Source organism: Ruegeria sp. YTSC199 (assembly GCF_059609725.1).
Map to the genome: position 1 here is coordinate 51,431 of NZ_JBXWMF010000008.1, position 22,467 is coordinate 73,897.

At 52.2% G+C, this 22,467-nt stretch carries 19 protein-coding genes; 11 read left to right on the forward strand and 8 right to left on the reverse strand.

Translation table 11 applies throughout. The annotated features are described in order from the left end of the window. Nucleotides 1–2 precede the first annotated feature (2 nt). The 9 genes from ubiV to AC2FEE_RS09740 all read left to right on the forward strand — a co-directional run bounded on the left by ubiV (nt 3) and on the right by AC2FEE_RS09740 (nt 9,162). Entirely contained in the window at nt 3–914 is a 912-nt protein-coding gene (gene ubiV / locus AC2FEE_RS09700) for a ubiquinone anaerobic biosynthesis protein UbiV (RefSeq protein ID WP_496864744.1), read from the forward strand. Then, nucleotides 911–2,158 (forward strand): NnrS family protein, encoded by a 1,248-nt coding sequence (locus AC2FEE_RS09705; RefSeq protein WP_496864745.1) that lies wholly within the window; start codon nt 911–913, stop codon nt 2,156–2,158. The genes ubiV and AC2FEE_RS09705 overlap by 4 nt, the downstream gene beginning before the upstream one ends. Nucleotides 2,159–2,325: 167 nt before the next feature. After that, on the forward strand, nt 2,326–2,520 hold the full coding sequence (locus tag AC2FEE_RS09710) for a tyrosine-type recombinase/integrase (protein ID WP_496864954.1): 195 nt from the start codon (nt 2,326–2,328) through the stop codon (nt 2,518–2,520). 297 nt (nt 2,521–2,817) lie between these two features. Then, nucleotides 2,818–3,921 (forward strand): site-specific integrase, encoded by a 1,104-nt coding sequence (locus tag AC2FEE_RS09715; protein WP_496864746.1) that lies wholly within the window; start codon nt 2,818–2,820, stop codon nt 3,919–3,921. A gap of 1,510 nt (nt 3,922–5,431) precedes the next feature. Continuing rightward, nucleotides 5,432–6,100, forward strand: coding sequence for a hypothetical protein (locus tag AC2FEE_RS09720; protein WP_496864748.1), 669 nt, complete (start codon nt 5,432–5,434; stop codon nt 6,098–6,100). 103 nt (nt 6,101–6,203) lie between these two features. Then, nucleotides 6,204–6,428 carry a helix-turn-helix transcriptional regulator gene (locus tag AC2FEE_RS09725; RefSeq protein ID WP_496864749.1) on the forward strand — a complete coding sequence of 75 codons (225 nt, stop codon included), beginning with the start codon at nt 6,204–6,206 and terminating at the stop codon, nt 6,426–6,428. Nucleotides 6,429–6,561: 133 nt separating this feature from the next. Next, nucleotides 6,562–6,786, forward strand: coding sequence for a hypothetical protein (locus AC2FEE_RS09730; RefSeq protein ID WP_496864750.1), 225 nt, complete (start codon nt 6,562–6,564; stop codon nt 6,784–6,786). 180 nt (nt 6,787–6,966) lie between these two features. Then, nucleotides 6,967–8,118, forward strand: coding sequence for a hypothetical protein (locus AC2FEE_RS09735; RefSeq protein WP_496864752.1), 1,152 nt, complete (start codon nt 6,967–6,969; stop codon nt 8,116–8,118). A 249-nt stretch (nt 8,119–8,367) separates the two neighbouring features. Then, nucleotides 8,368–9,162, forward strand: a complete 795-nt coding sequence (locus AC2FEE_RS09740; protein WP_496864754.1) for a class I SAM-dependent methyltransferase — start codon at nt 8,368–8,370, stop codon at nt 9,160–9,162. A 520-nt stretch (nt 9,163–9,682) separates the two neighbouring features. On the opposite strand, the gene AC2FEE_RS09745 is transcribed toward AC2FEE_RS09740, so the two are convergent. From AC2FEE_RS09745 to AC2FEE_RS09775, 7 genes are all read right to left on the reverse strand, one after another. After that, nucleotides 9,683–13,099 carry an AAA domain-containing protein gene (locus AC2FEE_RS09745; RefSeq protein WP_496864756.1) on the reverse strand — a complete coding sequence of 1,139 codons (3,417 nt, stop codon included), beginning with the start codon at nt 13,097–13,099 and terminating at the stop codon, nt 9,683–9,685. Between the two features lie 197 nt (nt 13,100–13,296). Next, the gene (locus tag AC2FEE_RS09750; RefSeq protein ID WP_496864757.1) at nt 13,297–13,596 is read right to left on the reverse strand and encodes a HigA family addiction module antitoxin; all 300 of its coding nucleotides are present in this window, start codon (nt 13,594–13,596) and stop codon (nt 13,297–13,299) included. Nucleotides 13,597–13,670: 74 nt separating this feature from the next. Then, a complete protein-coding gene (locus tag AC2FEE_RS09755) occupies nt 13,671–15,497 on the reverse strand; it encodes a TniQ family protein (RefSeq protein WP_496864759.1) in 1,827 nt (608 codons plus the stop codon). Next, nucleotides 15,494–16,498, reverse strand: a complete 1,005-nt coding sequence (locus tag AC2FEE_RS09760) for a TniB family NTP-binding protein (RefSeq protein WP_496864761.1) — start codon at nt 16,496–16,498, stop codon at nt 15,494–15,496. The genes AC2FEE_RS09755 and AC2FEE_RS09760 overlap by 4 nt, the downstream gene beginning before the upstream one ends. A gap of 5 nt (nt 16,499–16,503) precedes the next feature. After that, the gene (locus tag AC2FEE_RS09765; RefSeq protein ID WP_496864763.1) at nt 16,504–18,630 is read right to left on the reverse strand and encodes a TnsB C-terminal domain-containing protein; all 2,127 of its coding nucleotides are present in this window, start codon (nt 18,628–18,630) and stop codon (nt 16,504–16,506) included. Further along, a complete protein-coding gene (locus tag AC2FEE_RS09770) occupies nt 18,627–19,310 on the reverse strand; it encodes a hypothetical protein (protein ID WP_496864765.1) in 684 nt (227 codons plus the stop codon). Before AC2FEE_RS09770 ends, AC2FEE_RS09765 begins: the two co-directional genes overlap by 4 nt. Nucleotides 19,311–19,567: 257 nt before the next feature. Continuing rightward, nucleotides 19,568–19,816, reverse strand: coding sequence for a helix-turn-helix domain-containing protein (locus tag AC2FEE_RS09775; RefSeq protein WP_496864767.1), 249 nt, complete (start codon nt 19,814–19,816; stop codon nt 19,568–19,570). 188 nt (nt 19,817–20,004) lie between these two features. Here AC2FEE_RS09775 and AC2FEE_RS09780 point away from each other — a divergent pair, with 188 nt between their 5' ends. Further along, nucleotides 20,005–20,298, forward strand: a complete 294-nt coding sequence (locus AC2FEE_RS09780) for a hypothetical protein (RefSeq protein ID WP_496864769.1) — start codon at nt 20,005–20,007, stop codon at nt 20,296–20,298. Nucleotides 20,299–20,443: 145 nt separating this feature from the next. Further along, the gene (locus AC2FEE_RS09785; RefSeq protein ID WP_496864770.1) at nt 20,444–21,853 is read left to right on the forward strand and encodes an exonuclease domain-containing protein; all 1,410 of its coding nucleotides are present in this window, start codon (nt 20,444–20,446) and stop codon (nt 21,851–21,853) included. A gap of 21 nt (nt 21,854–21,874) precedes the next feature. Here AC2FEE_RS09785 and AC2FEE_RS09790 read toward each other — a convergent pair whose 3' ends face one another. Continuing rightward, complete coding sequence (locus tag AC2FEE_RS09790; protein ID WP_496864771.1) at nt 21,875–22,417, reverse strand: hypothetical protein; 543 nt, start codon at nt 22,415–22,417, stop codon at nt 21,875–21,877. Nucleotides 22,418–22,467 lie beyond the last annotated feature (50 nt).

The window sequence follows — 22,467 nt, forward strand, 5'->3', positions numbered from 1 at the left end:
CCATGGATCTCACTGCAGGGCCAACCCAGTTCTTCTGGTCCAAAGACCGTTGGCTGGAGTTTCACACCTCATTGGCCGACACCCCTGTTGCCCGTGTCGTTTTGGGCGAACTGGTCTGTTCCAAACGTTTGCCGTTTTATCAGGAGCACATCGCGGAAGCGATCGATACCTTGCAAAACGCAGGCAAAGAGGTGGCCCTGACCAGCCTTGCGCTGGTCACGCTGAAACGCGAACGCAAGCTGATCGCCGATCTTGTGGAAATGGGCCTGCCGGTGGAGGTCAACGACCTCTCTGCCTTGCCGCATATTCCCAAAGACACGCCGTTCTGGGTTGGCCCGCTGGTCAATGTCTACAACGAAGGCACGCTGACATGGCTTGCTTCGCTGGGTGCCACACGGGTGTGTCTGCCCCCCGAACTGCCACTGGAAAGCGTTGAGGTGCTGGCCAAAACCGCCGCCGATCTCGGCGTTGCTATCGAGGTTTGGGGCCATGGCCGCCTGCCTTTGGCGATCTCGGGCCGCTGCTATCACGCACGCCTGCTCGGTCGCACCAAAGACAACTGCCAATTTGCCTGCGAAGACGATCCGGACGGGTTGGAGGTAAAAACGCTGGAAGGTCAGCCGTTCATGACAATGAACGGTGTGCAAACCCTGTCTTCCACGCACGCCGCCGCCGTCTATCAGACCGACACGCTGGCCCGTGCAGGTGTCGCTGCCTTGCGGCTTTCTCCGCAATCGCAGGGTTTCCCTGCCATCTGCGCCGCCTATCACGCCCTTCTGCAAGGAGACGCCTCGGCGAAATCGACGGCCACAGACCTTCAAACCCTTACACCGGAGGCACGCTTTTCCGATGGGTTTCTGCAGGGCGCATGTGGTGCGGACTGGTCCGCCGACCGGGCCGTTCCGGCAGAGTGACGGCACAGTCGTTCTGGGCCGCGCCTTATCGACCCATGTTCAGCGGCGCGGCCCTCTGGGCGCTGGTCTGCGTCGGATGGTGGCCTCTGGGCGTGCGCCTGAACCTGCCCGCCCCGGCGTTTGAGCCGAACGTTCTGTGGCATGTACATGAGCTGCTGTTCGGCTTTGCCGCGTTGGCTGTCGGCGGCTACCTGCTGACCGCCCTGCCCAACTGGGTGGCCAAGCCCCCCGAACAAGGCACAATATTGAAGCTATTGATAGGATTCTGGGCTTTAGGCCGCGTTACAACGGCCTTGGCTGACCGCCTCCCCTTCAGCCTGATCCTGTTCTGCAATGGTCTGTTCTTCATCGCCTTGTTTGGACTGCTGACCTGGCGGATCGTAGCCGCAGGCGCCTATGCCAAAATTCCGTTTGCTTTCGCTGTGCTGGCTCTGGGCCTGGTCGAAACTACTTACATGACCCTCGGTAAATCCGGCTATGTCACGGCCAGCCTGTCCCTTGTGCACGCGGTTCTGATCGGCTTTGCTATGCTGATCACCGCCATCGGCGTTCGCGCCGTCCCTGCCTTCACTTCAACTTGGCGTCAACATCAAGGCTTGCCTGCGCTGGACTTACCTTACAACGAAGGGCTGCGCTTGATCATCCTCGCGTTGCTGGCCTGTAGCGTGATTGCCCTGTTGTTCAACGTCCCCGGTTTTGCAAATGCCTTGCTGATCATCGCCGCCGTTTCCTTGCTTTGCGCGATGTCGCTCTGGCGCAGTTTCGACACATGGCACAACCCGTTGCTCTTCGGGCTACATGCTGCGTTTCTCTGCCTCCCTCTTGGACTGCTGCTTATCGGCTCTTTGTGGTTTCTTCCGGCAGCCTATCCTTCAGCCGATGCCCTGCACGCCCTCACCATTGGGGCGATCTCTGGCATGGTCATGGCATTCACTGGCCGAGCCGCATCCCAAAAATCAGAGGGTTCGTTACGCGCACCTCGCAGTCTGACCTGTGCCATGGTGTTGCTGTGGTGCGCCATGGTAACCCGCCTTGCCGCTCCGGTAACTGTTTCCGGCGAGCTTCTGGAAAACACCGCTGCCCTGTTTTGGTGTTCCAGCTGGGTGTGTTACCTGTTCGCCCTGCGCCGCGCACTCGTGGGTCCTGCCGTCCGACCTGTGCTCAGCGGTAGAAACCCCAATACCCAGATCATGCCGACAGATAGGCAAATGGTACAGAATGGGGTCTATAGCGCAAAGAAATGAACAATGGCTCCTGTGATCGAATGGAGTTTCTCTTCACATTCGCCCGATCATGAAAGTTAGTTCTGTTGATGTAGGGGCAGCTCAGGTTTCTTTCCGATGGCACCGCCAAGATACGCTCGGAAAAGAGCTTCGGAAACATGATGCGAAAGTAGCGCAACCAAGTTGGACTGCCCCAACGCTCAGCCCACGGGTTGAGAAAAGCGTGCGCCAGAAGACTGGCAGAAGCCGGTGCCAGCGCCAACGAAATCATGGCCGTAACCGGTCACAAAACGCTGTCTTTGGTGCAGCTGTATACCGAAAAAGCAGAACGTAAAGGCATGGCCGACTCCGCTGTCGACAAGCTAAGTCCTAGAACTAATTAAACCCTAGATTTGGCGAACCAGTGACAAAGGTTCGCCACAACCTACCACAAGCCCCTAAAACGAAAGGACAATCTATGAAAAGTGGTGAGCCGTTCAGGATTCGAACCTGCGACCCACTGATTAAAAGAACGGCCAGAGCCATTTCTCTGTATTTCTCCAGATTTCGCTATACTGACAAAAATAAAGCAAAAACAGTAATTTAAGTTGACCATCGTTGCGCCTTGAATTCATGACTTACTCCAGAATTCGCCGCCATTTGCTTCCGTATAGCTTCCGGAAGCAAGGAGTGTTCTGGATATGTTCAAATTGACCAAACGCGCGGTAGAGGGGCTTTCCATTGAGGCCAAGGAATACCTTGTCTGGGACCGGGACATGCGCGGCTTTGGGCTGCGGGTCTATCCTTCCGGCAAGAAGACCTATCTGGTTCAGTACCGGGCCGGGCGCCGGACAAGGCGGATCACCATCGGCCAACATGGCGTTCTGACCGCCGAGGAAGCGAGGACGCAGGCGAAGCAGCTTTTGGGCGATGTGGCGCGCGGGTCGGACCCTTCCGCCGAGAGACAGGCCAAACGGCGCGCACCGACCGTTGCGGGTCTCTGTGACCGGTTCCTAGAGGAATATGTCCATCAGCATTGCAAGCCGACCACCGCCCGCGACTATCACAGTGTCATTCGCCGGTTCATCCGCCCCAAACTTGGCCCAATCCCGATTTCCGAGGTAACCCGCGCCGATGTGGTGACCTTTCACCACGGGCTGCGCGAAACCCCCTATCAGGCCAACCGGGCGGCAGCGATGTTGTCGAAGCTGTTCAATCTGGCCGAGGATTGGGGATTGCGGCAACCGGGATCGAACCCCGCGCGCCGGATCAAGAAGTTCCAAGAAGAAGAAAAGAAACGCTACCTGTCGGACGCGGAACAGATACGACTTGGCGAAGTGCTGGCAGAGGCGCTGGAAGACGGCGCAGAGACCGTATACGTGGTTTCGGCCCTCCTGCTGTTGATTTACACCGGGTGCCGCCTCAGTGAGATTCTGACGCTGCGCTGGGACTATGTAACCTCGCACCATCTGGAATTGCCGGACAGCAAGACCGGACGCCGCCGCATCCCGTTGCCGAGAGAAGCCTATGACATCCTGATGGACCTGCCCCGGCAACCGGGAAACCCCTACGTCATATTGGGCGAGTCAGAGACCGGACCGCTCAACAACCTGCAAAAGCCGTGGCGGCGTATACGTAAGGCGGCAGGTCTGGAAGACGTCCGTATACACGACCTCAGGCACACATACGCCTCGGTAGCGATGATAGACGGGATCGACCCATTCACTCTTAAGGAGATTATGGGCCATAAGAACCTGACGACGACCCTGCGCTATGCGCATCTGGCAGATGATGCCGTCCAGTGAGCGGCAGGATCAGTTGCGGCTCGGCTCGCGCGTGCTGTGCGCAAGGACGTTCGTTGTGCGCCCTTAAAAGCCGTCAGCGAGTTGGTCTTAAGTCGTCTAGTGAAGGATGTCGCAACATGCACCCTTCGTGATGCGGTTGATTACTATTGGCAATTTCGAACAAAAGACTGGCGTTGAGTCACAACTCTAAATGGCGATAGCTGGTAATATCGTTAAGAGTTGGGATGCAGCGCCGTAACATTGATATAGCAGTACGAGGGAAACATGACCGCAATACTCTGGGCCGCGTTATTGACGGAAGCGATTCTGTTCGCGTCTCTAGTCGGCTCAATGCGGAGCTACTTTGGAAGATTGGTCGCACCAGAAACCTCGCACAAAGGCCGCGTACCTCATAATCGCCGTAACCAAAAAGACCATCGGCCAAATCTCAGAGCTGTTCTTGAAAACGAAGGACAGGAACCCCTTGGGCGATGGCACCGCGAAGCACGTAAGCCAAACACGTGGAAGTCGCTTCAAGAGAACGGTAATCGACGGACTCGCGAATTGAATCGTCTCGGGCTTAGGAATGGCAAAGACGGTCGTTGAGGTGTGGGTAGCCGATTGGGCTGGAAGACGTAAGTATTGATGACCTGCAAAACACCTTTACCCCAGCTGCTATGTAAAACGGGATCGACCTGTTCACCCTTAAGGAGATTTAGGGCCACAAAAATCTGACCACGACCCTGCGCTATGCACATCTGGCAGATGATGCGGTGCAGCGGGAAGCAGGATCGGTGGCGGTTCGTCTGGCACGTGCTTGTGCAAGGATGAGCGGACAACCCCTTTGTGGGTCGTTCAATAACCCCAAGTCACTTTGCTGGCGCACAGTAGAGTAGAGTCTCAAGGCGAGATTTTGTGGAAGCGTATTTGGATCGGGTGCCGCTAGGTAAGGTTGTACACCAAATCTCTGCACCCAATCGCGTTGCCAAAAAACAACGCGCAACAGCCGAGTTTCTTTTTGACGCGAGAAAAAAAGACACAAAAAGTCTTTGTAAAACAAACATGAAATTTGCTGCTTAAATTTTAGGCAAACAGAGCGAAACCTTTAGTTTTTAAGATGAAACGCGTACTCAACACCAAATTATCCGCGCACTTATCCACAGAAGTCTTGGATGCCTTTCCTGTTGATCGAATCCAACAGCCATGCAAAGCAAGTGATTCCATGATTCAGGGTTTCGGACCTGCGTGATTCATCGGTGAAATTCCCTAGCACAATATCGGATGTGAACTTGGTTCGGCTTGTTGGTTTCAGTGCCAATTGAATCTGCGGTTCCTATGGGGCGAGGCGCCCGGGGCGTCGAGATGATATGCACCCATTGAACTAAGTACACCCGCGACACCACTAAGGGTTGTTCAACTTTCTGCATTACATAGGCACGATCTTAGGAACCGCGTCGCCCTACATATAGGTATGCCTATGTAGGCGAAGTGATTTCAAAACGCCTACATAACATATACGAGGGCAGATCAATTGCTGGACAATAAGAACACCGAACAAGAGTTCGACGTTGAGTATATGTGGAAGCAAATGGGCCTATCGCTGCCAGTCGCCGAAGGATTTGCTTCCGACATAAGCTGGGTCTCTGGTTTCTACCAACCCAAGGACCGAAAGATTGCGAAACTCCCAGCAAAAGAGCGGAGGGCAATTTACAACAAGCTCGAAAAATTGGTGCTATCTCTCCAGGAACAATTGTCCCATCTACCACCATCCATTCTATGGGAATTGGAAGAAGTAGGCATGGGCAACGAACCGGAGGACTATTTTGAAACCTCCATGGGCAGCGACCATGAAGGTCTCACCTACGGCGAGTTTGTCATGGATCGCTCGAAAGACGGTTTACCCGATCTTCAATTTCTCATCGGGGAAGCTTTGGAACAGCACAAACGTCCCCGTGCACGACCAAAGCAAAACGAAAGTTTGGAACTGACAATCGGCCAACTCGCAAAGGTCTTTCAGCATTACACCGGGCGAGAGCCGATGGAGACCTATCGCTATGATGAGATGGACGAGGAAAGGCCGTATAAAAGCGACTTCTTTAGTTTCCTTTACGCGTTTTTCTGGATTGAAGAGAGCCACAAATTTCCGACATCTAACACCATCGGCAATGCCACATTGCGTCTATTCGGCCTTAAAAAATAGGGGATGTCATAAATGGACAGATTCTGAGCCATATATGACATTAGATTGAGACCTGCCTACGCTGCATATTGGTTGCAACGAAACAATATGCAGCAAGGCAACCATGCAAGCACAGCCTGATCCTGACTACTTCGACCGGCTCATCGACGAAAAAGAAGCCGCAAACTACCTCTGTTACTCCGTACGCGCCTTGCAAAACTGGCGGGTCCGGGGAGGCGGTCCAATGTTCGTCAAAGTATCCGGTCGTTCTGTCCGCTACACACGCCGCGATCTACAAAAATGGATTGCTGAAAAGCGGGTCGCCAATACCAGCGCCGCACCTTCCTAACATTCGAGTTTTGCCCGCTCAGAGTTGGCAGCGCTGAGCGGGATTTTGGGGCCGGATGGCTCTCAGGGGCGCGGGGTGTCGCCACCTCGCGCCCTTTCTGTGTCTGCCAAGCAGTTCAAAATAGGAGTTCACCATGACACAGCAACCCGCTTTCAAATTCAAAATCGGGCTCATTACTGCAACGATCTGGGACAATGACGGGTTCTTTTCCGTCGACCTCTCGCGGTCCTACAAGAACGGGGAGGGCGATTGGCGCACCACCAGCGCGTTCTCTCACAATGAACTACTCAACGTCGCTAAATGTGCAGAGCGTGCAGAAAACTGGATTTCGCGGAAGCAGGCCGCATCTAGCCAATAACATCCGCCGGGCTCGCAGCCCGGCCCCAAAACAATAGCTGCCCCGCCGGAGGCACTATCGAAGGGCGTATCAGCGCCCGCACTTTTCCAAACCTAAACCAAATCGCGCGGCGTCCGCCGAAAGAGGGGGGTGATTGTAGCGCCCCCCTCTGGAAATACCGGAACCCAAGGAGACTATGAAATGCAAATTGTACTTCGTGGATTCGACACAATCGCACTTTCCATTCAGGCAAACATCTCTCAAGAACTATTCGACCTGTTGAGTACCGAACGAGAGAAGGCCGAAGAAGAGCGACATCCTGTTCCATTTAGCTACGGCAGCGCGGATTTTGATCTTTTGCCACACGGCGGCAACGGATATCGCTTTATCCTCAAAGGCGGGCCGCTGGAAGTTACTTGGTTCTTCAAAAAACCTAATGCGCGCGACCCTTGGGGTATTCGGGTCTCCGTTGGCTCAACGCTTCTTGCAACACAAGGTCTCGGGTACGCACGATCCTATATAGATAAGACCCTAACGAGGCTCGGTATCCGCTTTGAAGCGCATCAAGTCAGTATCAGCCGTGCCGATTTCTGCGTTGATGTACTGGCACCGAAATTTAAACTTGTTCCCGAGCAATTCGTTACTCACAGCCACACCAACCGCGCTGACTATCTTACCGCTCAAGATGACATGCGTAGCAACGGTAAATCTGGTCAGTTTACATCCGCCACGGTCGGTAAAATGCCGGGACGGCGAGTCATCATTTACGACAAGCGTCGCGAAGTGGTTGATAAGAAAAAGCCGATCTGGTGGGACATCTGGAACGCCAACCTTGAGCGGGATAGTTTACCCCTATTGAACCCATCTGACCCGTCCACTAGCCGCGTTTGGCGCGTAGAGATACGAACTGGGAAGGATTTACTTAAGGATCGTTGGCAGATCAGGACGTGGCCCCAATTCGATGCCATGTTCGGGGATGTCATCACGGAGGCACTTCAAAAGATACGCTACTGTGAACCTGATCCCGATGATAGCAATCGTGCCCGGTGGTCGAACCATGAAATCTGGGACTTGGTTGCTGGATCGTCAGAGGATGACTTGCAGGAAATGCGCAGCCACATCGACGCAACCAACATAAAGCACGTACATCGTGCCGAGCAAATCCGGTTGATATCAGCGCAAATGGCGGGCCTTGGCATCACGCTGGCCGCGTTGGAGGACACTCAGGAAAGAGTGTTGAGTGATTTCATGGAAAGTGTTGGAGGCAGGCTCGCAGAAAGCATAAATGCTGACCCTGAGCGCGCGGCAAACAAGCTGCATGAAGCCAAGAACAGATATCGGTTCATAGCGTAAACCGTGACGAGCACCCGCCTTCATTTGTGCCTTGTCCATTTGTGCAGTTTGAGCCCTGAGCCGCCATTGCTATGAGAACTGCGTGCTGCGGGTGCATTTGTCTGCTCTCCGCGCATTGTCGACCTTGGTCGCCTAGATGCCGTCATTGTTTGAGTGAAATGATCGGATGTCGGCTTCGAGCCCAAAGCGGACTCCAAAGCCTGCATGTGTTACCCTTTAATTCATTCAAATCACTCATAGGGCGAGACTATGCGGGACAAATGGAGCGATGGCGACGCCTACGAAATGTACGTCGGCCGATGGAGCAGGAAAACGGGCAAAAAGTTCTTATCCTGGCTCGACATTCCAGGCGGATTGCGATGGCTTGACCTTGGCTGCGGGACTGGTGCGCTTACATCGCAAATTCTGGAAGGTCATGACCCTGCGTCAGTTATCGGTGTCGAACCTTCAGATGGTTTCCTTACCCTCGCAGGAAAAAAAATTGACGACAAACGCGCAACCTTCAAGCAAGGGTCTGGCGAGAACATCCCGGTAAATGACTGTACAGTTGATGTGGCCGTGTTGGGCCTCGTTCTCAACTTTATCCCGGATAAGGAAAAGGCGTTAGCGGAGCTTGTCAGGTCTGTCGATAAAGGTGGAACCGTTGCCGCGTATGTTTGGGATTACTCGGGCCATGTTCAGTTTATGCGCTATTTTTGGGACGCAGCAATCGCGCTCGACCCAACCGCGCGTGACAAAGATGAAGGTGTCCGATTCCCGATTTGCCGTCCCGCTGCACTGACCGAATTATTTTCAAGTGCCGGATTGCGAGATGTTAAGACTACACCTATCGACATTCTGACACCGTTCGCGGATTTTGATGACTATTGGACTCCCTTCCTTTCCGGAATTGCGCCAGCGCCGGGCTATTGTGCGTCTCTGGATGATGCAGCGCGCCAGAAGTTGAAAAATCGCTTGATTGAAACATTGCCGACTGACCCTGACGGGTTGATCTTGCTTGCGGCTCGGGCGTGGGCAGTTCGGGGGACGGTGAACGGTAGCTAAGTCCGCATAGCGACTGTCCAAGGCTCGAAAACACTGCATCGTTGATCAAAGGTCTGCTTCCTGTGCATTGCCGCCGTCACTCAGGCCCAGTGCTGCAAACGCAGCGAAGGTCCGTTTGGTGGCCTGACCTGCTCAAGTCCCGCTTGAGTTTGTCCGGGAGATTGCACACCCGTGTCCGAAAGCTATCGCGACGCTATACCATTGTGATCCAATAGGCACACTTCAATCTATGTCACAGTGCTTCCGTATTGCTTCCGGCAAGCCGCACGTCACGAAACGCGATCTACACGAATCCGTGTAAATATTTGTTATTTGTAAGATGACACGAAGTTTGGCGTCTAAATTTTCATAATACCATTAGATTATAGCAAGTTAGCCTCATTGCATCGACAAAAGATTGGCGCTTTTCGACAGAAAGTATGTCGCTTCACCAGATCAAAAAGCGCAGATTTCAGAAAGCGCGAAACCACCCCGCCAGCGCACGGCAGACTGGGTAAAAAAGAGTGACTTCGCGGAGGAGTTAGCGTTTCTCGCGGGCACCTAGGCTTTGCTTGATGACATCAATCTCGCTTTGAAGATGCGAGCCATTGTAGACGATTGACGTTTCATGGCGTGCATATCGGCCTTTTCGATCAGCGCTCAGCCAGTTGTAAGATCCAATGCAAAGACTATTGGCGTCCACGATGACAATTTTACTATGCAGTTGTCGCACCTCGTGAACACGAACACCCACTTCCTGCAGCGCCGATTCTGCTGCTTCCAGCTGTGTTACGCCATCATCGTACTTCAACTGGTTCAACAGAGGATCCGTGAAGACATCGATTTCTGCCCCGCGCGCCACCGCACTTTGGAAGGCATCGAGCAACCCAGTACGTTTCATTGTTGAGGCAATGACCCATGGGCTGACGATGGTCATTTCGCGGGCTGTGGACAGGGCATCTTTCAGGAACCGATCGTGTTCTTCTGCGTCTCTTAGTGTCGAAAGCGGGTGACTTGAATCCTGAAGATCGGAGCGCGGCTGCGCAGTAAACTCAAGCACCCCATCGCTCCGAGAGAACAGGCACTCAGCCAAGACCGATCTGGGCGTACCCTTCGCAGCCGACGAAAATACGTCCATGTCACCGAAGACGAGGAAGCTGTCTTTTGCACGCGATACGGTCACGTTCAGCATACTTGGCGACATGTCGATGAAATGCCCGTCGGCGTGTTTGGAATAGACTGGTGAGAATAGGATGACCGGTCGCTCAGCCCCTTGAAGCGAGTGAACCGTGCCAACGGTCATTTTCGCGTCAATGCCTCGATCAGCACAAGCGCGTTTGATTTCTTGTACCTGCCGCCCGAAGGGCGTGACGACACCGACTATTTCTTCGAGCTTTTTCTTATACTGACTCTCAAGATCGTGCCGATTTTCCGCGAGCCAGTCTGCAATTGTTGCAGCCTCAGTCGCGTTTGCGCGGCTGCCGCCATAACTCAGAGCCATACCATCGATATGCAGGTACCCCATCGACGGTACTGCGCGACCCTCGGGAGCACTGCCTCGCATCGGTTTGAGCGATCCTTTGTAGCAGAGCTTGTTGCTGAAATTGATGATTTCGTCATAGCAGCGCCGATGCTCGAACAGGTAAAGCCCTCGCTCTAGATCTGGGTAGGGCTCATAGGCGCACGCTTGCTGGGCTAGGCGCATAACACTGCCGTCAACACTACGCATGCCAGTAGCTGACAGTGTCGCCAAATCGGTCTCAGCATAGGTCTCTTTCAGAAAACCCGCACTTTGCAGATTGCCGATATCGACAGCTTTGGACACCGATGAGATTGGTTCAATCTGTTGAGTATCCCCAATGACCAAGGCGCACTTCGCTAAAGCAAACGACGGCGCCGCAACCTCCGGCAAGACCTGTCCGGCTTCATCAACAATCAGCAAATCGATGAAGTCGAACAAATAGCCTGTGCCCCATTCACCGCCGGACTTGAGACCAAAACTCATTTTGCCTGGCAAGCTCGCAAACGTGGAGACAGCACAGGGCGTCAGCATCATACGGCGGTGCCAGCGTGGTTCGATTGTTTTCCGCCCGGTCTTTCGTTGCGAGGCCACGATTTCGTCCAGGCTATCGTCCATTTCCAGAAGCCACCGTCCCTCCCAATAGTGGCAAGCCAGTCGGAAAAGATGAAAACGGGTGTGGCAATCGGCAAACCTATCGACGTCCACTGCATCAGTCACTGGAACGACCGGTGCTTTCAGATTTTCTATTGCACGCGCCCATGCTCTCTGTGCCTGATCTAGATTGTCTAGCGCAGATCGGGCTGCCTCATATCTGGTGCCGGAGGATTGAGCTGCCTCCTGTGCAACACGAACCGCATCTCGAAGGTTATTCCCAATGTTTTCAACCGAACGACTACCGGAGAAATCCAGCGTGCAGCCGATGGCTTCCAGCGCAACACGCCCTTTCATCACTCTTTTTCGAGCCACAGATGGAAGAAAGTTGAACATTGCGAGAAAGACAGATTCATCAGCCTCATGTTTGGCCCAGCCAGATTCCCAAGCTTTGTGGCGCTCAAGCTCTGCAGCGCCGTCCTGCATAGCTTTTTCCAGCTGCAGCAAAGCTGTCTCGGCATCATCGCCCAACAGATTAGCAACTTTTGATGTTGCCTCCTCAACCCATTTCCGGGCCTTGTCCGCATCAGACAGCTTTGCAACCTCTTCAGTAATCCGCTTGTGCAAGGAAGAAACGATCTCTTTCACGTCTGGATTTTCAAGGTCAGGAAATGCCGATTTCCCTGCCTCCAGAAAAGCGTCTCTGGCGCGGGGAACATAGTCATGGCTTTCTAGTTCACTGAAGAACCGCTCAGTTTGATACCGGCGAGCAGCCTCGGCCTCTTTTGATTTTGCTGGAAGAAACAACCCGTAGCTTTTTAGGTCTGGCAGCCAACGACCCGCGAATGGGCCTTCGCCTTCAGAGAAATCCTTGCCGAACGCGTCGATAATGTTTGTTACTGCCTGGTTATTGGTGGACGCTGCGACGATGACCGGTGGAGCACTTTCTTCCAGCGCTGCGCGAACCCACGCGTCTGCAATGGCTGACAAGAGCATTGTCGTCTTGCCTGTTCCAGGAGGCCCGTTGACGGCAAGCACATCGCTGGGTTTTCCCGTTGAGAGATATGAAAGAACCTGACGTTGATGATCTGCGAGCGGAAATTCATCGCTGGCGTGTCCCAGTCGATTTATGAAGTTCGCTTCCGTCTGAGGAGAAAGCTCCTTTTTGGTTGATGGCGATCCCGCAAGATTTTCTAACAGCGGCGCTTTGTGTTTTTCACCAAGCAGCGTGTCATAGAGGCTGATAACTTGCGCAATAGCTGCGGCAGCCTCACCGGAAACCTCCATAAATCCCACGCCGGCAGAGACATAATTGTCATCATCAGATGGCCACCCTGGCGAGACGGCATCGAGCATAGCACGACAGTGTTTTAGATATTGGTCCCAAACAGGGGAGTTTTCGTCAGGCGAGAAGGGCGATGCAGAAAGAAAGGTGTCGAAATCTTCAACCTTGCCGAGCGAAAAAACATCGTTGGGGAGTGGCTTCAGAACGTCTCTCGCGATGACGTTTCGAGAAGGTCGAATGTTGCCGTCTCTATCGACAATCGCCTCTGTAACTACAGGTGCGACGATTTCTGGAAAACCATTGGATATAGTCGCACCGTGGGAAGTTCTCCGGGCCATGACCATCGGCCAGATTTGTACGGCTACCACCTTGGTATCCGGCTTCTGTCCCTCAAAGACTTTGCGAACCTGGTTTTTAGGCAGCAAACCTTCGCGCAGGGTGTCTTTTGACAGTTCGATGAAATTCTTCCTATCGCTCTGCCTAAAACGGCCTCGCCCCAGTGCCCCATCCGCCAGAGACGCGCGCCAGTAACCCAAAGTTTCATGGAACCCACTATTCATCGCAATCTGCCAAATTCAGTGCCCGCAACGTACAAGGAGTTGGTGCGAGCTAATTATTCAATACAACCCAAGGCATAGCCTGATTTTCTGATAGGTGACAGGCCCTTCCGAGCGGTTTTCCACCGAGCATGGGTGCCCGGAGCTACTTTTCATCAATTCACCGTTCGGTATGTCCTTGCGAACACGCCCGGCCGCATTCATGTGGCTGTCTTTAATGTCGGAATTCCGGACACATCCACATCGCGAGAAGCATGCCACACATCATAGGCGCTCTGCATTTGAATCCAGATGTCGGCACCGTTTCCAAACAGCTTGCCCAGACGGATAGCTGTTTCAGGGGTTACAGGTTTGCGCTCCCCCAAAACATCATACAAATGCTGGCGGGAGATACCGAGCAAACGAGCGATTTCCGCTTTCGGTTTCTTGGTCGCTGGCAGCAACTCTTCTCGTAGCAATTCACCGGGATGTGTTGGCGGGCGTTGCGGGTTTCGTGTCATTGTCTTTCCCAATCGGGTTGCTCGACAAGCGTCATAGTTGAAATCCTACTTGAGGTTCGGGCCGGGGTTCGCTTTCAGGAGATGCATCCGGGACAAAAGAGATTTTCTATTTTGGGGGTGCGTTCGTAGATCTTGCTGAACTTGGCACCTAAGGGAAGCGGGTAGATCCCTGCTTTTTCGAGCTTGGTAGCAACGTGCACCGCCTGCGTTCTTGCGGCGTATGCCATCATTCCTAACGTCACATGTTGCTGCAAAAACTCCAGCAAGTCATCTTTGGTTATCAATACCATCGGACGACGCGAACGGTGATGTCGCACCGTTTTTGCATGAAGCATCAACTTCTCAATTAGAAGTGCGACTGTTGGACCGTTAACTCTAAGTAAGCGCTTCGCATCTTGCTTCGTGTATCCTTGATGCGCCGGAGCTTGAATCTGATCTCGCAAATCCTCCAGGTCCGCAAAACAATCTTGGACTCCGACTGCCGTTGGTAACCTGCAAAGGGAACTTAATGAACCGGATTGGGCGGCTTGAACGACTTCCTCGAAATAGCACTTGGCGTGTGTGCACAGCTTGATCAGCAGAATATGACCAGTTGGAATATTGGAGACCACCCTCGTGTGCTCGAATACCGAAGCCGTAAATTCATCAAGGTCGTCAGGGTGGTAGACCGGCAGCATAGTCGGAAAGTCGAACCTTGGCCTCAAAATTTGAGCGCTAGCTAAGCGTTGCAACATGGTCAGGTGAACACCAATTCTCCTAGCAGCGGGTTTTGGACGAAGACACTGCGCAAATTCGTTCAATATTGGATCGTATTTTTTCGCTGAAAATTCGATGCGCTCGTGGCAACCATCCTTGCCTAACCCCAAACCCAGGACTAAGCTTGTCATACGTGGATATTTCAAACTGTGCTGCTTGGCCGCAGAGGCGATATTGTGAATTTGCCGCTTACGGCAGGTTCGGCCGAAAAGTACATCTCCCGCACCAAACGGGTAATTCTCAAACGCAAATTCAGTGACAATATCTAAGAGTTCAGCACATCTGACACTGCTGTGATCGACGCGATATAGCCACCTCGCAAATGCCCCGAAATCCGTATGAAACCCTGGTTTGGGACTGCCTGACGCCTCTCGAACTTCACGAAGCGCAGCGGACAGTGATTTGCGCCCATTCTTCATCGCTTTGAAGGCGTTATTCGCAGCGCGAGATATCTCCCCTGGTTTCAAGTCGGAAGGATTTCGAGACGCACCAAAACGGATGACCGTTCCCAAATTCAATGCCAGGCAACAGATCAAATCCAAGTCGAGGTTGTCGCACCATGCGTCTGTTTCGATACCTCTGATACGGCTTGCAAGGTATGTTTCCCAAGCTAGGTCGCCGTTGACCAACTCGACAGTTTCAGCGGAACGCCGGATGCATGCCCAGTGATCTCGGATACGCTGATAGAAATCATAAGGGCATCTTGGATATTCGGCATCCGGAAGACTCAGCATGAGGGTGCGATGCACATGACAAACTTGGTAACATCTGAGCAACCATTCCACGCGGCAGTGCCGTCCTAGCTCCCCAGCTACCTTTAGATCTTCGACGAGGCACAAGGGACATACTTTAAGCGTTCCCCTATCAAGCGTTTTTCTAGTAAGATGTTGCCCGTTTACTTTGTAAGCGCGATGCCCTCGAACGCGGACTGTATCACGCTGTAGTTCTTCGAGTGAAATACCAGTCAACTCCGACATGCCGGAAAGCTCAGAGTGTTCACCAACAGATACTGCTCGCCACGAAGCATTCATATCAGCACAAAAGTCCTGAGCAAAACTGGCACCGTTGCGCGCTGCAACCCTGCCCACAATTGAATTTGCTGGTTCGCCCGGGAAAGGGCGCACGGACAATCTTAAGCGCCTCATTTCTTCCTCCGCTTTTTCGCAGGATTGTTGGTTTCGTCGGAAGAATCCTTAATGCTCGGGAGTAACCGTCGAGGGTTGATCGCTGAGCAATTTTTGCGAACGAAGGGGTTAAGGTCGTTGGTACATCCGGTGCGGCGAAGAAATTCAGCGATGAAGTGTTGCTTGCCCAGCGTGGCCTCTTGGCGACGAAGGCATATTTCAATGGCACCGATTACGACCTCAATAAGGATGCCGAACTCATTCGCAGCAGCGTGTATCAAGCGAGCAGTAAAGTCATCGGACGTCAGCTCAGGATCGGCATCAATGCTTATGGCCGAACAATATTGCTGAACCAAGGAGCGTACGTTTCGACCGTCGTCGATTTCATCGAGCTGGCCAAAACTAATCGGTATGAATCGCCGACCAAGCTGAGGATCCAAATTCAACAGCGGCAGCAGATCAGGCAAGCCGCTCAAGACTATGCTCACTGGCCAATGCTTGTTTTGCATCACTGACTTCAGAGTGTTGACGACAGCGAGCATTTCTCGTTCGCTTTGAGATCCCATCAGATCTTGAGCCTCGTCCAGATGAAGGAACATTACCTGAAGCTCTCGCAGATGGGTTTGCACCAATTCCCAGATGATGCCCGCAGTTCTGTCACGCATGAGTGGGTATCCAAGCCCGCTCAAGCAAGAGATGCCTACGCCTTTCAGTGTCGCAGGCGATGGTACGAGAAAACTGGCAATGTCTGCCGTCTCTTCATCGTCAGCTAACAGTGACAATGACGGATGCTTCCGAAATAGATGTTCGACAGCCGTTGATTTTCCGCTGCCGGAGTTCCCAATGACGGCAATGCCGCGAGCTTCGGGGTGAAGGCCCTGCGCAATTTCTGCGCGCCTATGATCTTCAAGGTTGCAAAGCGCGTCAGACAAGTCATTGAAGCATTGACGTGGCATGAAGCGGCTGCGCAACCGGGCCAGTTCCATGTGAATTTCGTGGGACAATCGATTTGAGTTGGTCATGATTACTACTCCAGTTTCCATTCCGGTTGATCGTCGGATTCAGTTTCGGGCTTCGTGATCTGAGAATATTGAACGTCCGGTTCTGTTGGATGGATCGGATCGATCTTTCGCCCGAACGGAACGTTGGTGTCGCTCTGTGGCGGGGTTTCCGGATGGTTGAAAATCATCCCGGCACAGAGGTTGTTTTCGAGATACGCAAGACGATCTTCCGTATATTCCGGATCAACGAGCCCGCCGAGCTCGCGCGCATCATCCACAATCTTGCGAATTTTTTGGATGGCACGATTGCGTTGAGGCAGAGTGAGTTCAGCTTCGGCTTCGTGCCGTTGTCGCAATTCACGCATGACGCGCGTCCAATGGGCCATGGAAAGCCCCTCTAATTCCTCACCATTCAGTGCACGTGCTTCATACCAAGTTCGATCAATTTCGACGGAAACTGCACCAATGTTGTCAGGGTCAATACGCACCCGAACAGGCTTGCCTTTGTTGTCGCGCCGAAACTTGATCAGTTCTTTGCAATCGTAATGATTGGAGAACAGGACCACGCCTTGCTTGGATGGGGTTCGAGTGAATTCATATCCCAGAGCTGCTCTGCGCGTATTCAGATCTGGGGGTTCGCTCACATCATATGTAGCGACTAGTTGCCTCCACCTGCTTGCAGGAGATTGGCGCCCAGGAAGACCTCGATGTGGATGGTGATGGTAATGATCAACTACCCAGATCGTCAGAATTCGTGTCAGGTCATCATCGGTTAGAACCGTTCGCTCTTCCGAAGGGTAGTCTCCACGAGACATAGGATTGCTAAACGTGCGACCCGGCAAAAGTGGCATGATTTTTCGTGCCATCGTGCCGAACATGCGTTCAATTCTGCTGCGCAATTCCGGAATTTTCACCGGTGGAAACAGTATCATCGAGCCCAACGTGTTGATGGCGACAATGAACATGTTCGAGCGGAAAGCAGAGCCGGTATCCGTGCAGATCAAATGAGGAGTGCCAAAGAAATCCCACGTGCCCTCCGCTCCTGCAGCGCGTGCGAGATCGGTCTTATCTTTCAGAATCTGACCAAGTATCCTCCTCGCAGCGTCAGAATTTGGGTTTGAGCAAACAGACAGGGCGAGAATGCATCGCGTTGAGCAATCTATCGCGACATAAATCCAGCGGCGCCCGTCCGGAATGTCGTCGCGGATATCTTTTGGAAGTTCATTCCAAATATTCAGCTGCTGGAATTTTGTTCGAACATCACCTTCCCATTCATCGATTTCAACTCGTTCCAAGGGATAGAGGAGATCGAGACCGCCCGTGGTTACCGAGTTGTCCGAACGCGCTTTATCGATACCATCACGTAAGACAGCGACTTCGAAAGGGTCCAGCCACTCGATACGGCGCACTATTGTGCGTTCGCAGGGAACGCCAAGGAGCTTTTCTCCATTTCTTGCGCGGCGCTCGTTTTCCTCAACCAATGCATCACGCGCGTCTTTCGCGATGGCGTTATTTTTGGGGTCTTCTCGATTGATCGCCGCTTTTACAAAACACCTGATAAAGTCTTCGGTATCCGCACAAAAGCCGAGGCTTTTCTCTTTGCCGGTTCGATAGCGAGGGATCAGAGCTGCTGGATCGTAGTGATTTTTTCGGAGTTTGCGATAGAGTTTAAGCAGTGTTTCGGGAGCATGTGGTTTCCTCTGTTGTGGTAGCTTACTCCCGCCACGACGGGCACCAGTATCAATGTTTCGAACCGCCTCTTGTTCGAGAAATGTGCCAACGATCTCCTGCCACTTTGCCTTGAGGCTGGTTGGCGTCAGCACGATCGCGCCGGCCCTCCGAAATGCCTCAAGGTTCATGCATTCCATGTAGGCGAAGATCGCTGCTTCTTGATCTTCGGGGTGCGCATTCTGCAGAGCCTTGCTTCCCGCCGTGGCCGCTTTCTTCAGGCGTTCATGAGTTCTTGCGCCTGGAATATAGCGCCAATTGTTTGTGCCCCTGAGAAAACCTATTTCTGTTCGACTTAGTGTTTTTGGTGGCCCGGAACCTTTGTCTTTGGGATCAAAGATGCAAAGAGTATCGGTCTGGTATGAACACCAGTAGGGCTCTCCAAATATGATGAAGGTGTCAGTGGGATCATAGTTGAAGATCATGCCGGTACCTCTGACGATACCAACGTTTGCAATCCAATTTTACCTGGTGAAAGCGATCTCAGCTTGCCCTCAATGATCGAACGGAAACCGGCTCGGAAGCCACGACGGCCTAACCCACTTTCTTCAATAAGATTTGCCAATGTGATCGGAGCGAGGTGCTCGCGTGCAGCCCGAACGATCAATGAATCAGCTTCAATGTCCGGTTTCTTGCTGAATTCATGATATCTCTGGGCATTGAGAGCTTGAGCCCGCGTAAAATCCGCCTCGCTCATTAGAATGACTTCGTCAGCGAAATCACTCGGTAGTTCGGCGCACACGTAGCCCAGCCTTAGATCAAAATCATATTTTTCGACATGATCAATGGGTTTGACTGCCACGCAGTAGCGGAGGCCGTTGGCCAGTTGGACCCAATAGTCGAACGTGTGTTCGTGTCTGCTGCCATCCGGAAGACGGAACGGAACCGGCCTAGGCTGATCCCAAACATCGACCACATCTCCACGCGCACAGATCAAAAGTATGCACATCAACTCGAGCAAACTCTCGTAGACAACAACCTGGCTTCGCCCGAACAGTCGTAGGACCAAGGTACCTCTGCAACTGGCACGAGATCGCCAGTTAATCTTGCGCGTGTTTCGGGATGGATTTGGCAGGGCAAAGCCTTGAGAAGGTAGCTCACTCATGATGCAACCCTCCAATTCGGATGATTTGCGAGTGACATAGGTATGCGCAGCGGTTCACGCGCTGAGCGTGTTTCATATAGGTCATGGCGACCCCATTCGATTGTCAGAACTCTCGGTCTGGCAAGAGATCACTCACGCCAGGCGCTTGACTTTTTCTGCGAAAAGGGGGATCAAAGACTTAGATCTAGGGTGTCTATGATGCCCAAAGTTAGAAAGGGCTGGGAGCGGGAACTCTCAGCTCTTTTTCATTAAAGTGGCTACATTTCATCATCCTCCGTTTGGGCGGTGAGCTCCGGGTAGCGATCCGGCCAAATTTCTGATGGATGGCTCTTCCCAAGATGCCGGCAGATGGCCTGCTGTATGAAGTGAGATTTCACGCGTCCCTGGCAAACGGCTGTGACGGTACTGGGTGATCTGCCAAGCTCGCGAGCAATTTGAGACAAGGTTACCCGCTTCTTTTTCAGCTGATATCGGATGTCATCATGCAAATCTAAATCTAGTATCATGCGGCACCTGAATAGTATCGAGTTTGGGTCAGAAAAACGCAATCAGTTACCGTCTTGATAAGCCTCTCCGAATCATCGAGTCAATAAAAATATTTTAGCAGAAACAGTTGGTTAGTTGCTAACATCGCGCTGTTAGCACCGGTGTTAGGTGGGCTGTTAGCGTTTTCAAGAAAAGTTCAGCAAAATCAATGTTACTGCTTGCTAGTTACCGCGAGCATCTATTGTTGGCACAACATGTTGTGTGGTCAGGAGATTCTCTTGAGAATCCGCCTCTGGTCGGATTGACTATGATGCCAGGCAAATCCGACGCCTCTGAAGAGCTTGTTCTTGAGTTCAAAGGCGCGATAGCAATATTTTCTCAGACGATGCAAAGCTGTCGTTGGCCAACCCGCGCGCTTGATGCTATGCAGTCCGCAGAAGTGGACACCAGACGTTTCAGCAAAGACACGGATACTTCAAAGCTCAAGTGGATGGCTGCGTAATTTTGTGCCTTGTAAGCCGCAGTTCTTTCAAGTGTTGTCAGGAATACGTGGGCCATAACGACTGGCAGGTACATGGGTTATCGTCGAAACGCAGGAAACAAGATCCTTTTAGCGTCTCCGTACTCTGGGTGAACAGGTTCAGAACATGGGTTTTGTATTCTATGATTTCGAAACGACAGGGGTTTCAGTCGCATTCGATCAACCGCTTCAGTTCGCTGCGGTTCTCACAGACGAAAGACTTAATGAAGTCGAACGGGTCGAACTGCGGTGCCGATTGGCACCGCATATTATTCCTTCTCCGTACGCATTGATCGTAACTGGTATTAGTCCCGAACAGCTTGTTAACCCGGATCTACCGGAGCTCTTTGAGTTTACTCAGGCCATTATGGATTGTTTGACGCGATGGTCGCCCGCTACGTGGGTTGGCTATAATTCCATCAGATTTGATGAAGAAGTCCTACGCCAAGCATTCTACCAAAATCTCCTACCGAAGATCTATGCCACACAAATGAACGGCAACAAGAGATTGGACATTCTCACGGCGGTCTATGCAGTATGGTGTCGCAACCGAAGCTTGTTAAACTGGCCGACTGACGACAAAAGCCGACCGGTTTTTAAGTTGGACCGTTTGGCCCCTGAGAACGGGTTCGACAGTCATGATGCGCATGACGCGCTCGGTGACGTTGAAGCCACGCTGCACCTAGCGCGCAAAATCGCTTTTGGTGATCCGGAACTTTGGTCGAGCCTACTTGAAAACCGCGACAAAAAGCGTGTCTTAGATAAGCTTAGCAACTTCCAACCATTTGAGCTTGTTTCGCGGTTTGGCGGAGGACCTCCTGAGCCCTACATCGGCTGCTTTTGCGGAGTTTCCCCAAGCAATCCTTCGGTGGCAGCTTTTTTAGACCTCGAGAAGGCTGATCCATCTGAACTTATTGAGGCCAACGATAGGACGATCCTTCGAGCAATCAACGGTTCACCGAAGGTAATCCGCAGGTTAAGTATCAACAAAAACCCTGCAGTCTTCTCTATTGAACACCCAATACCCAAATACTTGAACAAGGCGAACATTGTTGCAGCAAATCCCGACTTTAGAGCTCGTGTAGCACGCCTTCTGGACGAAGAGAAACTTGTAGATGCTTCAGCAGGTCAAAAACCTGTTGAGAAGCAGATCTATGGAGGGTTCTATTCCAAGAGTGATCAAGACCTCTTGACTGAGTTTCAACGCGCGGATTGGGCTAGAAGGCAAGAAATAGTTGGAAAACTCGCCGATCCACGTCTTCGGCAGCTTGGCCGTAGACTAATTGCTTTCTACCAGAAGAATCTATTGACCGAATCGGAGACCCAACAATTTAGAACCTTTGTTTTAGAACGCTGGAACAGTCCCGCTTCGCAATCTGTCGAATGGACGACCGCTGAATCAGCCTCGCGAGCAATTCATGATCTGCGATCCCGATCTGACGCAGATCATGAATTGCTCAACTCGATTGAAACGTTCATAGCCGGTAGAATATCTCAGATGCAGTTGGAAGTACCTAAGTCTGCCCCGCTTGCTTGATACGATTCTCACCGAATTACATCATGATTTGACGACAACGAGCTCTTTAAAACGGCCTGAACGCAAATCGTTCCTAGAATAGGCTGGTGATGCAAAGTGGTGGCGTACCCCACTAAAACTGTCATACCCGAAAACGTGTAGGCGGACTTCTGAAATTGGGCTGAGCAAAAGTAGATCCTCCAGGTTTTCGCAATTTTCGATTTTGTCGCGAAGAGATGGAGGGGGTTCATCTATGTACACTAGAGGCTGACGTTGATCAAAAATTCTAACCAAGGCACGGCGACCAGGCTCAATGACTGGAATCTGAGAGGCATTAGACTTGAGGCTAAAATAGATCCAACTTTCTGAATCATTGAACTTCTTAACTCCAAGTCTTGTGACGACTTCAACATCAATCATGTCGCGCCGCCCGGAATTTTCGAAAGCGCAGACGTACAACACTTTGTCGTTTCCAACAGTATAACGACAAATCTCTTCACCGAACCTCACGCTTGGAAGCCACTTATGGTTCAAGATCCACCAAACTACGTATGAACCTAGAGCGCCGAGGAAAAACGACAGCATGTGAGTAAAAATTGGGTTCTCTATGATATTCTCAATTAAAACCATTAGTC